The 13,886-nt window shown below is 54.9% G+C and carries 14 protein-coding genes; 1 reads left to right on the top strand and 13 read right to left on the bottom strand.

Translation table 11 applies throughout. The features are described 5' to 3' along the window. Nucleotides 1–81: 81 nt before the first annotated feature. A complete protein-coding gene (locus ABLV08_RS21835) occupies nt 82–2,271 on the top strand; it encodes a TonB-dependent siderophore receptor (protein WP_348856248.1) in 2,190 nt (729 codons plus the stop codon). Between the two features lie 56 nt (nt 2,272–2,327). On the opposite strand, the gene ABLV08_RS21830 is transcribed toward ABLV08_RS21835, so the two are convergent. From ABLV08_RS21830 to yceG, 13 genes are all read right to left on the bottom strand, one after another. Next, nucleotides 2,328–2,867 carry a glycine zipper 2TM domain-containing protein gene (locus tag ABLV08_RS21830; RefSeq protein WP_048228651.1) on the bottom strand — a complete coding sequence of 180 codons (540 nt, stop codon included), beginning with the start codon at nt 2,865–2,867 and terminating at the stop codon, nt 2,328–2,330. Between the two features lie 205 nt (nt 2,868–3,072). Next, nucleotides 3,073–4,377, bottom strand: a complete 1,305-nt coding sequence (locus ABLV08_RS21825) for an NAD(P)/FAD-dependent oxidoreductase (RefSeq protein WP_348856247.1) — start codon at nt 4,375–4,377, stop codon at nt 3,073–3,075. Between the two features lie 244 nt (nt 4,378–4,621). Next, complete coding sequence (ycfP, locus tag ABLV08_RS21820; protein WP_015367178.1) at nt 4,622–5,164, bottom strand: alpha/beta hydrolase YcfP; 543 nt, start codon at nt 5,162–5,164, stop codon at nt 4,622–4,624. Between the two features lie 36 nt (nt 5,165–5,200). Next, entirely contained in the window at nt 5,201–6,211 is a 1,011-nt protein-coding gene (gene nagZ, locus ABLV08_RS21815; protein ID WP_161798797.1) for a beta-N-acetylhexosaminidase, read from the bottom strand. A 23-nt stretch (nt 6,212–6,234) separates the two neighbouring features. Beyond that, nucleotides 6,235–7,062: a thiamine kinase gene (gene thiK, locus ABLV08_RS21810; RefSeq protein ID WP_015705044.1), complete on the bottom strand. Its 828-nt coding sequence runs from the start codon at nt 7,060–7,062 to the stop codon at nt 6,235–6,237. Then, the gene (gene lpoB, locus ABLV08_RS21805; protein ID WP_348856256.1) at nt 7,043–7,681 is read right to left on the bottom strand and encodes a penicillin-binding protein activator LpoB; all 639 of its coding nucleotides are present in this window, start codon (nt 7,679–7,681) and stop codon (nt 7,043–7,045) included. Before lpoB ends, thiK begins: the two co-directional genes overlap by 20 nt. Nucleotides 7,682–7,702: 21 nt before the next feature. Beyond that, nucleotides 7,703–8,077 carry a YcfL family protein gene (locus ABLV08_RS21800; RefSeq protein WP_015367182.1) on the bottom strand — a complete coding sequence of 125 codons (375 nt, stop codon included), beginning with the start codon at nt 8,075–8,077 and terminating at the stop codon, nt 7,703–7,705. 4 nt (nt 8,078–8,081) lie between these two features. Further along, nucleotides 8,082–8,438, bottom strand: a complete 357-nt coding sequence (hinT, locus tag ABLV08_RS21795; protein ID WP_015705043.1) for a purine nucleoside phosphoramidase — start codon at nt 8,436–8,438, stop codon at nt 8,082–8,084. Between the two features lie 256 nt (nt 8,439–8,694). Further along, on the bottom strand, nt 8,695–10,128 hold the full coding sequence (gene ptsG / locus ABLV08_RS21790) for a PTS glucose transporter subunit IIBC (protein WP_015367184.1): 1,434 nt from the start codon (nt 10,126–10,128) through the stop codon (nt 8,695–8,697). A gap of 296 nt (nt 10,129–10,424) precedes the next feature. Continuing rightward, nucleotides 10,425–11,219, bottom strand: a complete 795-nt coding sequence (locus tag ABLV08_RS21785) for a metal-dependent hydrolase (protein WP_020079141.1) — start codon at nt 11,217–11,219, stop codon at nt 10,425–10,427. A 10-nt stretch (nt 11,220–11,229) separates the two neighbouring features. Next, nucleotides 11,230–12,234, bottom strand: coding sequence for a DNA polymerase III subunit delta' (gene holB, locus ABLV08_RS21780; protein ID WP_032711395.1), 1,005 nt, complete (start codon nt 12,232–12,234; stop codon nt 11,230–11,232). Beyond that, nucleotides 12,231–12,872: a dTMP kinase gene (gene tmk, locus ABLV08_RS21775; RefSeq protein ID WP_032707765.1), complete on the bottom strand. Its 642-nt coding sequence runs from the start codon at nt 12,870–12,872 to the stop codon at nt 12,231–12,233. The genes holB and tmk overlap by 4 nt, the downstream gene beginning before the upstream one ends. After that, complete coding sequence (yceG, locus tag ABLV08_RS21770) at nt 12,862–13,884, bottom strand: cell division protein YceG (RefSeq protein WP_020079144.1); 1,023 nt, start codon at nt 13,882–13,884, stop codon at nt 12,862–12,864. The genes tmk and yceG overlap by 11 nt, the downstream gene beginning before the upstream one ends. Nucleotides 13,885–13,886 lie beyond the last annotated feature (2 nt).

Here is a 13,886-nt window from a genome sequence, read left to right as displayed (position 1 = left end):
ATATGTTTCACGCTGTAACAGCCGCGCCTGTGGCTGAAAAAAATAACAACAGTAATGACTAACTCATATCAAGGAATGCGAATGAACAAGCGCCTCTGGCTGCTCAATCCTCTGCTGCTGGCCACCGCTCTGCCAGCCTTTACCGCGCAGGCCGCCGATGAAGACGATATTATCGTCAGCACCAACCGTAACCACCGTACCGTCGCCGAGATGGCGCAAACCACCTGGGTGATTGAAGGCCAGGAGATTGAGCAACAGGTTCAGGGTGGCAAAGAGTTTAAAGATGTCCTCGCGCAGCTGATCCCCGGGATAGATGTCAGCAGCCAGGGGCGTACCAACTACGGCATGAACATGCGCGGACGCGCCATCGTCGTGCTCATCGACGGCGTGCGTCTCAATTCATCGCGTACCGATAGCCGCCAGCTTGACGCCATCGATCCGTTTAACATCGAACATATTGAAGTTATTTCCGGCGCCACGTCGTTATACGGCGGCGGCAGTACCGGCGGTCTGATTAATATCGTCACGAAAAAAGGCCAGCAGGAACGCCAGGTGGATCTGGAGCTGGGTGGTAAAACCGGCTTTGCCAATAGCAACGATCATGATGAACGAGTAGCGGCGGCCGTCAGCGGGGTTACCGATCATGCTTCCGGCCGATTGTCGGTGGCCTATCAGCGCTTCGGCGGCTGGTATGACGGCAACAATGACGCGCTGATCCTCGATAATACCCAAACCGGCTTACAGCATTCGGACCGACTCGACGTGATGGGTACCGGAACCATCGAAATCGATGACCAGCGCCAGCTCCAGCTTGTCACGCAGTACTATAAGAGCCAGGGCGATGATTATGGTCTGAATTTGGGCAAAGATATGTCCGCGGTACTTGGCGAAAGTAAAGCCTGGACCTCTAACGGGCTTAACTCCGATCGCGTGCCTGGTACCGAGCGTCATTTGATCAGTCTGCAATACTCCGACGCCGACTTCTTCGGCCAGAATATGGTCAGCCAGATTTATTACCGCGACGAATCACTGACCTTCTACCCCTTCCCGGCCCTGAGCAAAGGGCAAATCAGCAGTTTTTCCGCTTCACAGCAGGATACCGATCAGTACGGCGCTAAGATCACCTTCAACAGCCAACCGCTGACGGGATGGGATCTGACCTGGGGCGTTGATGCCGACCATGAAACCTTCAACTCCAACCAAATGTTCTTCGACCTGGATAAAGCAATGGCTTCCGGCGGCCTGAATAATCAGTCAGCCTACACCACCGGCCGCTATCCAGGCTACAGCATCACCAATCTCGCGCCGTTCCTGCAAACCAGCTATGACCTGAACGACATCTTCACCCTTAGCGGCGGCGTGCGCTATCAATGGACGGAAAACCGCGTCGGTGATTTTGTCGGCTACGCGCAGCAGCAGGATGTCGCTAAAGGCAAATATCAGTCGGCGGATGCCATTCCTGGCGGTAAGACCGATTATGATAACTTCCTCTTTAATGCCGGGATCGTCGCCCACATTACCGAACGCCAGCAGACCTGGTTTAACTTCTCTCAGGGCGTCGAACTACCGGATCCGGGCAAATATTACGGTATCGGCAGCTACGGCGCCGCGGTCAACGGCCATCTGCCGCTGGTCTCGAGCGTTAACGTCGGCGACTCGCCGCTACAGGGGATCAAAGTTAACTCCTGGGAGCTGGGCTGGCGTTACACCGGCGACAACCTGCGCACCCAGCTTGCCGCTTATTACTCGACATCAGACAAAACCATCGTAGTTAACCGCAGCGATATGACCATTGATGTGCAATCGGATAAACGACGCATTTACGGCATGGAAGGCGCGGTGGACTACTTCGTGCCTGATAGCGACTGGAGCCTGGGCGCTAACTTCAACGTGCTGAAATCGCAAGTAAAAACCGATGGCAGTTGGCAGAAGTGGGACGTCACCCTGGCCTCGCCGTCGAAAGCCACCGCCTGGGTCGGCTGGGCGCCGGACCCATGGTCGCTACGCGTGCAAAGCCAGCAGGTATTTGATTTAAGCGATGCCAGCGGCAATAAGCTTGATGGGTACAATACCGTCGATTTTATCGGTAGCTATTTGCTGCCGGTGGGTAAACTGACCTTTAGCATCGAAAACTTGCTGAACGAAGATTACGTCACCATCTGGGGACAGCGCGCGCCGCTGTTGTACAGTCCAACCTATGGCAGCGCCGGGCTGTACGAATATAAAGGCCGTGGCCGGACCTTCGGCCTGAACTACGCGTTAACGTTCTAATAAAAAAAGCCCCTCAGCCTGAGTGATTGAGGGGCTAATAGCTTAAAACTGCTGTTTTACGCTTTGTTATTCAGAATCAGCTGACCGTTGCTGTCCAGCGGGATTTGCGCCCCCGGCTGGTGGTCCATGCGGATTTTGCCCTGCTGGTCGCCGATTTTATAGGTAACATCATAACCGAGCATTTTTTCCGACTTATCGTACACCGTCTTACAGCGCTGCTGGGTGGTGGTATAGGTGTCGTTATCCTGCATCGAGCCCTGAATTTGGTTACCGGCATAGCCGCCGCCCAGCGCGCCAACCACGGTAGCGACATCACGCCCTCGCCCGCCGCCAAACTGGTGGCCAATCACACCCCCGGCGACCGCGCCGAGAACGGAACCGGCAATACGGTTTTCATCCTGCACCGGACGACGATGGGTAACGGTCACGTTACGGCATTCCTGACGCGGCGTTTTTATGCTTTCTTTTATCGGCGTACTGGACACCACTTGCGCATATTGCGGGCCACGATCTAATACATTGAGACCGGCAACGGCGGCGACGCCCAACGCGGCGGCAACGCCAATCCCAATACCCGCCAACATTGATTTATTCACGGGAATTCCTCCTTCATTGCTGTTACTAGCAATTCTGCGTGCTGCTCAGGGGGTATGCAAATCAGAAAGCGGATGAAAAATGCGGGAACCTACGGCAAATCAAGGGGATTCAGAGGATTCCTAACAGGAATTAGCGAGTCTGGCAGAAGGATATGCTGTGTTTTCAGGATAGCGCCGCGATGGCGCTATCCTGATTGCTGACAGTTTAGTGCAGCTTGAGACGCGGACGAATAATACGGTTAATACGTCCTACCAACATCATCAGGCCGGTTTTGAAATAGCCATGTAACGCAATCTGATGCATGCGGTACAGCGAGATATACACGAAGCGCGCAATTCGCCCTTCAACCATCATCGAGCCGCGCATCAGGTTACCCATCAGGCTGCCAACGGTGGAGTAGTTCGACAGCGAGACCAGTGAACCGTGATCTTTATAGACATACGGTTTCAGCGCTTTACCTTTCATCTGCGCCAGAATGTTATTCAGCGCGCAGGTCGCCATCTGGTGCGCCGCCTGGGCGCGTGGAGGTACAAAGCCGCCTTCCGGACGAGCGCATGAGGCACAATCGCCGATAGCATAGATATCCGGATCACGCGTTGTCTGCAGCGTCGGCTCCACCACCAGTTGGTTAATGCGGTTGGTCTCAAGGCCGCCAATCTCTTTCATGAAATCAGGCGCTTTGATGCCCGCCGCCCACACCATCAGGTCGGCATCAATAAATTGACCATCTTTAGTGTGCAGGCCGTTAACGTCTGCGCTGGTCACCATGGTCTGCGTCAGGACACGTACGCCAAGCTTAGTCAGTTCATTGTGCGCGGCGCTGGAAATGCGCGGCGGCAGCGCCGGAAGAATACGTTCGCCGGCTTCAACCAGCGTCACGTTCAGCGCTTCGTTGGTCAACCCTTTGTAACCATAGCTATGCAGCTGTTTCACCGCATTATGTAGCTCGGCGGACAGCTCAACCCCGGTAGCCCCGCCGCCAACGATGGCGATATTGACCTTACCGTTGGCACCGAGGTTTGCAGAATACTTGAGGAACAGGTTAAGCATTTCCTGATGGAAACGGCGCGCCTGGTGCGGGTTATCAAGGAAAATGCAGTTTTCCTTCACCCCTGGCGTGTTAAAGTCATTTGAGGTACTACCCAGCGCCATCACCAGCGTGTCGTACGGCAGCTTACGCTCGGCAACCAACAGCTCGCCTTTCTCGTTGCGCAGCTCCGCGAGAGTAATGGTCTTTCCTTCGCGATTGATATCTACCACCGAGCCTAACTGGAACTGGAAACCGTGGTTACGCGCATGCGCCAGGTAGCTCAGCGCATCAACGCCCTCATCCAGAGAACCGGTCGCCACTTCATGCAGTAGCGGCTTCCACAGGTGGCTATGGTTGCGATCCACCAGCGTAATTTTCGCTTTTTTGTTGCGGCCCAGCTTTCTACCCAACTGAGTAGCCAGTTCCAGTCCGCCGGCACCACCACCTACAATAACGATTCTTTTCAATGGCGTAGTCACAAGCCCCCCTAAAAGTATTAACCAATTGTTAATTAAAAGTTATCCAAATAGCTCTTAGTTAACAATAAGTTGCGGCAATGAAACCATTCAGCAGGACCGAGAATAGCATGAACGGAACATTGGTCATACCAAAATTGATGTGCATCAAGTTTTACCGCATATTTTTTAAACGAACAACGTCAATTATGGACAAGAAAAAGCCCGCGGCGTTTGCACGCGGCGGGCTGAGAAAGTGAAAACAAGGTTAGCCGAGGGTCTTAAAAGCCTTTATTCGCTGCAGATGCGGTGAAAGACTTTTAAATTTGTGCGTCTGTTCTTCATCCCAGATGATTTCGTAATAATGATGCAGCACTTCAGCCGAGCGTTGGCTATCCAGCGCCTCATCATGGCGTGATAGCATCACCAGGCAGCGGTCGCGATTTTTTTCGCGGAAGTTGTTCACGCACTTGGTGGCGATATCCTGATACTCTTCCGGCCTGTCGATTTTCCCTTCCATGTTCTCGTAGGGGAACAGGTTCGGGTTGAACACGGCCTGCCGAATATCGCAGAGGAAACCGATCCTTTCCGCCCAGTAACCGCCTAACCCGACGCCGCATATGAGCGGCCGATCGTCGGCAGTGAGCTGCAGCATTTTGTCGACTTCCTTCAACAAATGCTGCATATCATGTTTTGGATGGAGCGTACTGTAGCTAATCAACCGCACGTCAGGGTCGATAAACTGCAGCTGCAGCACCTTTTCATGGTTACCGGGGCTGTTAGAGTCAAAACCGTGTAAATAGATAATCATCGTATCCTCACCAGACAACAACGCCCTTCAGGTTAACTACGCAGACTTCGCTTCTTGCCAGCGCGCATGGAGCTGTTCCAGCTGTGCGCTTACCGTTTGCCAACGGGCGGAATCTCGCAGTTCCTGACGGGTAAATGAACCTTTATGATACAATTTTGTAACACGCTCTGCTTTGATCGGGGACAGGTTATCCAATACGCTCACCGCGCCTTTACGATTATTGCAGACCAGGATCATATCGCAACCGGCATCGAGCGATGCTTGCCCACGTTCAGCATAGCTGCCCATGATCGCCGCCCCTTCCATCGACAGGTCGTCAGAGAAGATGACGCCATCAAAGCCCAGCTCGCCGCGCAGCACCGTTTTCAGCCAGTATTCTGAACCACTCGCCGGGCGCGGATCGATGTCAGAGTAAATCACATGCGCCGGCATAATCGCATCCAGGCGTTGTTCATCGATCAGGCTCTTGAACACCGCCATATCTTTAGCACGGATTTCCGCTGCCGGACGCGGATCAAACGGTGTCTCTTTGTGTGAATCCGCCGTCACCGCGCCGTGGCCCGGGAAGTGTTTACCGGTGGTTTTCATGCCGGCGGCATGCATACCGTCAATGAAATGACGCGCCATCACCAGCGCCTTTTGCGGGTCTTCATGCCATGAGCGTTCGCCGATCGCAGCGCTGATGTGCCCCACATCCAGCACCGGCGCGAAGCTGATATCAATATCCATGGCAATCATTTCGCTGGCCATCAGCCAACCGGCTTCTGCGGCGAGCTTACCGCCCTCTTCCACCCCCAGCAGCGCGGCAAAAGACTGCGCGGCCGGCAGACGGGTAAAACCTTCGCGAAAGCGCTGCACACGCCCACCTTCCTGATCCACCGCCACCACGAGATGATTACGCGAGGCCTCGCGGATTTGGCGTACCAGTTCGCGCAACTGCGCCGGATCGTGGTAGTTACGGGTAAACAAAATTAAGCCGCCGACCAAAGGATGAGCCAGAATCTCACGCTCTTCCGCATCCAGTTCAAAACCTTCGACATCCAACATTACCGGACCCACACAGACCTCTCTTATCCTTTATTTTCTGTTTTTAACTGACGCCATGTCGCATCCGCCAGTGCAATAAATTGCCGGTCGCCGCTCTGCTGCCAGCGCCGCTCATACCAGCCCGCCATCAATATAAGTACCCACGGCCGCCAACGCTGTATTTGCCGCCGCAGTTGCTGCTTATCAATTCGGGCAAAGCGCGAATACTCATTGAGCAGCTGGCAACGCGTATGGGCATCGCACCATACCGCCGCCAGTTCCAGTGCGATATCGCCATCTCCCGCATACTCCCAGTCAATCAAGCGAAGACCGTCGCGGCTATGAATAATATTACCAGCGTGGACGTCCATATGCAGAGGCGCTAAACGCAACGGCCGCGGTTCACGCTGGCGCAATAACCGTTTATGCCAGCGCAGCCAGAAAACGGTGCGCCTGGTCGGATCGCACTGCTGCCAGTACAACTCAAGCAGCGGCGCCAGCTCGATGCGCCAGCCAAAACGCGGCTGTTGGTGCAGATGATACAATAACCCGGCAAGCGAAGGGCACTCCGGCAGCGCGCTTTTCACTTCTCCTGCGCAATACTCCACCACCATCCAGCGTGGCGAAAAGAACACCGGCGCCGGCGAAAGCGACGCCGGAAGGTGCTGAAGCGCGCGGTACTGGCGCAGAAAATGGCTGAGCGGCGCCAGCGGATCGTGAGGCTGGCGCAACACCAGCCGACGGACGCCATCGCTGATAACGCAACTGCCGCCGCTAAGACCGTTTTCAGTCAACGCGGCGACAGGTGAATAGCGAGGAAAGAAGCGCGACAAGAGCTCGTCGCGCGTAAGCTTATTGTTGCTGAACCGCACCTTTGCCTGACCAGATAATCTCGCCGGACTGCACCAGCATCAGCTGCATTTTCAGCTCCGGCGCATTCACGTTGCCGGTGGCGTTGGAATACAGTACGTACTGTGCACCAACGGTGCGCGCAATCCCCATCGCTTTGCTGCGGCTGCCGAGGCTATCCTGCGGCGACAGGCCCAGCTGTTGTTTAGCCACCGCAAGCTGCTGAGTCGATACCAGCGTAAACTTGCCGTTGCCCGCCAGCGCGTTGCGCAGCGCGGAGGTCGCTTCGGCCGCGTTCAGCGATCCGTTGGTACGGTTATTGACGCTATCCACCAACAGAATGCTGCCAGCGTTCACTCCGCCGGCCTGCAGCATCTGGCCGACCATTGGTTGTACGGCGGCGTCCCAGTTGTAGTGACGAATGCGCGGTGCAGGCTGAGACGGCTGCGATGGCTGTTCGCCGCCGTGTTCGATCGGCCCCGGCTGCGTTGGCACCGTCGGCACGGCAGGCACCGTCGGCTGCGGCTGCGCAGGTTGTTCCGGCTTCGGCTTCGCCTCCTCGACCGGCGCAGGTTCATTACGTTGCCCCACACAGCCTGCCAGGAATATCGCCAGTGCTGTGATTAACGCATAGCGACACATTTTAATCATTATGATGACCTCTTAGAGATAAAGATAAAGGCGGGCTTTGTGCGCCCCGAGAATATTGGCACTGCCGTAGAGCACGACGGACGAGCGTGCTGGAACCGTCACGCTACGCGCAGGGTCCAGCGGATGCATCTCAAGCCCATGGGCGTCATACCAGAAAAAACGGTAGTGCACGGTAATGGGCTCTTGCCGTTCATTAAATAATCTTGAGGTAGCGGTGGCCTGAATTTCCGAAGCGGTCACCGACGGCGGATCGGCGCTGATGCCAGCCGCCAGAACGCTTGATTCCATCACCAACGTCTGCTGCTCGCCAACCGGAATTTCCGGGTGCGAGCTACATCCGGCCAACAGCGCCGCCAGAACCAGGACGCCTGAATAAGCAGCACGCATCGATTTAGCCTTTATGCGCCAGCATCGGGCCCAACGGACGGCCGCCCAACAGGTGCATATGAATATGGTAAACTTCCTGCCCGCCGTGGCGGTTGCAGTTAACGATAAGACGGTAGCCGTCGTCAGCCAGACCTTCATCACGGGCAATCTTCGCCGCGACGGTCATCATTCGGCCTAGCGCCTGTTCGTGTTCGGCGGTGACGTCATTTACGGTTGGAATCAGGATATTCGGGATAATCAGAATATGGGTCGGCGCCTGCGGAGAGATATCGCGAAAAGCGGTGACCAGTTCATCCTGATACACAATATCCGACGGGATTTCCCGGCGAATGATTTTGCTGAAAATCGTTTCTTCTGCCATGACTGATTCCTTATTAGTTTTATACCGTGCCCCGGCCTGCCTCTGCAGATAAACACGAATGCACAGGATCAGCTAAGAGTATGAGCGACTTCCTCCCTCTCTTTCAACCTGAATGCAGTTTTTCTTATTCAACTATAGACTTAGCTGCTGAGGGAATAAGCATTTCCCCCATTTTCCGGGTATTGCCAAACAATGACCAGAATACCAACGTAAAAAAGGCAGCCATTTGGCTGCCTTAGTCTCCCCACACTACGTCTTAGCTATTGCGGATGTACTCATCCATCTCGGTTTTCAGGTTATCGGACTTGGTGCCGAAGATAGCCTGAACGCCGGAACCTGCAACAACTACGCCAGCAGCACCCAGTTTTTTCAGGCCAGCCTGATCAACTTTCGCTACGTCAGCCACGCTTACGCGCAGACGAGTAATACATGCGTCGAGGTTTGTGATGTTCTCTTTACCACCGAAGGCGGCAATCAGCGCCGGCGCCATTTCACTGGTCGCAGCGGATTTGCTGTCTTCAGTTGCATCTTCACGGCCTGGAGTTTTCAGGTTCAGCGCTTTAATCAGCACGCGGAAGACCACGTAGTACACGATCGCATAGCAAATACCGACAATCGGGAACAGCCACAGCTTGCTGCTGTTGCCGGAAAGAACGATAAAGTCGATCAGACCGTGAGAGAACGACGTCCCGTCACGCATACCCAACAGGATACAGATCGGGAATGCCAGGCCTGCAAGAATCGCGTGGATGATATACAGGATCGGCGCAACGAACATGAAGGAGAACTCGATCGGCTCGGTAATACCGGTCAGGAACGAGGTCAGCGCCGCGGAGATCATAATACCGCCGACTTTGGCACGGTTTTCTGGTTTAGCAGAGTGCCAAATCGCAATAGCTGCAGCCGGCAGGCCGTACATTTTGAACAGGAAGCCGCCAGACAGTTTACCAGCAGTCGGATCGCCTGCCATGTAACGAGGGATGTCGCCATGGAACACCTGACCTGCAGCGTTGGTGTATTCACCAATTTGCATCTGGAAAGGTACGTTCCAGATATGGTGCAGACCAAACGGTACCAGGCAACGTTCGATGAAACCGTAGATACCGAACGCCACAACCGGGTTCTGGTAAGCAGCCCACTGAGAGAAGGTCTGGATGGCGGAACCAATCGGCGGCCAGATGAAGGACAGGATCACGCCGGTGAAGATAGCGGCGAGACCAGAGATGATCGGCACAAAACGCTTGCCCGCGAAGAAGCCCAGATATTCAGGCAGCTTGATACGGTAGAAGCGGTTGAACATGTAGGCTGCAATCGCACCGGAGATAATACCGCCAAGCACGCCGGTATCAGCCAGGTGTTTGGCTGCGATTTCCTCAGCAGGTAAATGCAGAACCAGCGGCGCGACTACCGCCATGGTTTTCACCATGATGCCGTAAGCTACGACTGCAGCCAGTGCGGATACACCGTCGTTATTGGTGAAGCCAAGCGCAACACCGATTGCGAAGATCAGCGGCATATTGGCGAAAACTGAACCGCCTGCTTCCGCCATGACGTGGGAGACCACGGCTGGCAGCCAGCTGAAGTTGGCAGAACCGACGCCCAGCAGGATACCTGCAATAGGCAGTACGGATACTGGCAGCATCAGCGATTTACCGACCTTCTGCAGGTTAGCAAATGCATTCTTAAACATAATTGAGAGTGCTCCTGAGTATTTGGTACTTTTTTACGCTTTCACGCATTGGCCCGGGGGGAGAACCGTGCCGTGGACAGGACATCTAAGCGCCCTTTATTTATTACACAGAGTAAAATAATTAACGCGTACATTGTTTGACGGCTATCACGTTTCATTCAGTCAACATATAAAAATTTACACTGATTTACATAATGTGTATCTGTATGTTGCAAAAATGCGCTCACCGCCTCTGTCGCGGCGGTGAACTTTACTCGCTTTAACTATTAATTACGAGCCTTAAAATAATAGAAAGATCAGGCGGGTTGCAGTCTGGCAGGGTCGATGTGGAACAAGCTGGCAAAGTTATCGGTGGTTTGTTGCGCGAGCTGCTCCAGCGACACGCCCTTCAGCACCGCCATGTATTCAGCGACATCGCGCACCATCGCCGGCTGGTTCTCTTTACCGCGATGTGGTACCGGCGCCAGATAAGGCGAATCGGTCTCTACCAGCAAGCGATCGAGCGGAACATAGCGCGCGGCATCCCGTAGCTGCTCCGCGTTACGGAACGTGACGATACCGGAAAACGAAATATAAAACCCCATGTCCAGCAATTTACCCGCTGTCTCCCTGTCTTCAGTGAAACAGTGTAGTACGCCACCGCAATCCGTCACCTTTTCTTCCTGTAAAATCGCCAGCGTATCGGCGCGCGCATCGCGGGTATGCACAATCACCGGCTTATTCAATTCGCGGCCAATGCGGATATGCTGGCGGAAAGACTCCTGCTGGCGGAGTTTCGTTTCCGGGGTATAAAAATAATCGAGCCCGGTTTCCCCCATCGCCACTACGCCCTCTTCCGCAGCCAGCGAACGCAGCTCTTCGAAGTCATACGCTTCATCCTGGTTCAATGGATGAACACCGCAGGAAAAGACGACATTTTCTCGCTGGCCGACTAACTCGCGCATCCCGCGATATCCCGGCAGCGTGGTGGCGACTGCCAGGCAAAACTTAACATCACGCGCGGCGGCTTTCGCCAGCACATCATCGACATCTTTATGCAGCGTTTGATAATCCAGGCCATCAAGATGGCAGTGGGAATCGACTAAAAACATGTTCTTATTCTCAGAGATGTGAGACGGGCAGAACCGCCCCGGGTTGCAGGTAATGTTCCCAGCGCAGGAGGCGCTCGGTGAGTAGTAGTTCGCGGTTGACGCCGACCACGCTCAGCAACTGCTCGCGACAGGCGCTAACATCGCGCGTGATAGCTTCAAGACGTGGGCCCGAAAGTGTTTGCGCCAGTTGGTTAACCAGCGTCCAGGCATCTGGATTACTCAGAAGCGTAATCCCCTGTTGCCGCTTCTGCGCATCCAGCAACAGCGATGCCAGCCAGTGCAGACGCACCGGGGCCTGTTCGTGATTCAGAACCGGCAATAATGACAGCCAGTCACCGCTGGTTAACGCGCTGGCTAACGCCTGGCAAAGCTGTTGTCGCGGAGCCCAGTTAGCCTCTTGCAGTAACTCCAGCGCTGCCGCGGGTGCGTTAGCGCTGAGGCGCAACGCGGCCAATAAAGCTTCTTGTGACATTGTCACTTCACGTGCTAACCACCCTAACGCCCAGGCTTCAGAAGGCGGAGTAAGGTGATATGAGAAGCACCGGCTGCGCAAGGTGGCGAGCAGACGCGCCGGCTCCGGGCAGGCCAGGAAAAACCAGGTATTTTCCGGCGGCTCTTCCAGCGTCTTCAGCAAAGCATTGGCGGCGGCATCGGTTAACAACGTCGCATCGTTGATCCACACCACCTTCGCGCCGCCGAGACGCGCACGCTCATAGAGTTTTTCAGTGATGCCGCGCACCGCATCGATGCCTAGCGCGCTCTTGCCCTTCTCCGGAACCAGAGTGTAGTAATCAGGATGGGTCCCCGCCTGCATAAGCTGGCAGCTATGACAATGGCCACAGCTTTTATGCCCTTCCGGCTGGCGGCACATCAGGAAACGGCATAACGCGTAGATAAGCGCATCGCCCCCCATCCCCGGTAATGCCTGGAGTAATAACGCATGGTGACCCCGTCCTGCCTGATAGCCAGCCACTAGCTGCTCGAAGGACGGGCGTAACCACGGATACCATTTCATGCGCGTTGCTCCGCAACCCATTGAGTGATAACGGCGCGAATGTCGCGCTCAACCGCTTCCAGAGGCTGCGTCGCATCCACCGTGCGGATAGTCGGATCCTGAGCCGCCAGTTCAAGGTAGCGCGCGCGGGTACGATTGAAGAAATTCATCGACTCTTGCTCAATCCGATCCAGATCGCCTCGCGCGCGGGCGCGCTTAAGGCCAACTTCCGGCGTCACGTCAAGATAGAGTGTTAAATCAGGGCGAAAATCACCGAGCACCGCATCGCGTAGCGTCGCCAGCATCCCCTGATCGATACCGCGCCCCCCGCCCTGGTAGGCCTGAGTTGAGAGATCGTGACGGTCGCCAATGACCCATTGACCGCGAGCCAGAGCAGGCTTAATCACCGTTTCCACCAGCTGTACGCGGGCGGCGTAAAACATCAGCACTTCCGCTTTATCGTTAATGACTTCATCGCCGGTAGACTGGATATCCAGCACCAGGCTGCGCAGTTTTTCAGCCAGGATGGTACCGCCCGGTTCACGGGTAAACACCATATCGCGGATACCCAGCTGTTCGAGTGTCTCAACGACCAGATTGCGTGCGGTCGTTTTCCCCGCCCCTTCCAGGCCTTCGATGACGATATAGTTACTGCGCATTTTTTTCCTTAAGTACTTTTAAATAGTCCTGAACCGAACGGTTATGGCTGGCCAGATTGGTATTGAACGTATGGCCGCCTTTTCCGTCGGCAACAAAATAGAGGTACGGCGTTTTAGCCGGATGGGCTGCCGCATTGAGAGACGCTTCACCAGGGACCGCTATGGGTCCAGGCGGCATACCGCTAATCACATAGGTGTTATAGGCGGTCGGCGTCTCCAGATCTTTACGCGACAGTTTACCATTATAGCGCTCTCCCATGCCGTAAATTACGGTAGGGTCGGTCTGCAAACGCATGCCAATGCGTAGACGGTTGATAAAGACCGACGCCACGCGATCGCGCTCGGCAGGAACCGCGGTCTCTTTCTCAACGATAGAGGCCATGGTCAGTAACTGGTTTTGATCTTTATAGGGTAGATTATCCGCCCGCCCTTCCCAGGCTTTCGCTACCGCAGCGACCATTTTCTGGTGCGCGCGTTTAAGAATGGCGATATCGCTGGTATTGGCGGTGTACATCCAGGTATCCGGCCATAACCAACCTTCAACCCAATCGGCGTGCTCAAGACCCAGCGCTTTGGCGACCGTTTCGTAACTGTCGTCTTCTAAAGTGTGCTTCACATACGGCGCATCGCGCAGCTGACGCAAATAGTCGCTAACGCGCATCCCTTCAACAAACCGTAGCGGGAACTGCGCTTCTTTACCGCTCGCTAAAAGCTGCAGCATCTCGCGCACCGTCATTTGCGGTGTGAAGCGATAGGTACCCGCTTTGAAATGAGAAAGTTCAGGTTCGACGCGCAGCAGCCACTGGAATACGCGTGGACGATTAATGATTTTATCGCCATACAGCTGCTGGCCAAGCACCACTCGCCCGGTTCCTGGCTCAAGGGTGAAGATGGTCTCTTCTTTAATAAGCAACTTACTATCTGCCAGTTGGCGGACTTTCCACATACCTGCCGCTGCGGCAATACCGAACACCACGACTAACAGCAGGACAAAACGTAACATTTTCTTCATGA

Source organism: Klebsiella sp. CN_Kp088, from assembly GCF_040064335.1.
GTDB classification, from domain to species: domain Bacteria; phylum Pseudomonadota; class Gammaproteobacteria; order Enterobacterales; family Enterobacteriaceae; genus Klebsiella; species Klebsiella aerogenes.
The sequence above is the reverse complement of the archived record's forward strand: the minus strand, read 5'-3'. Positions and strand labels throughout refer to the sequence as shown.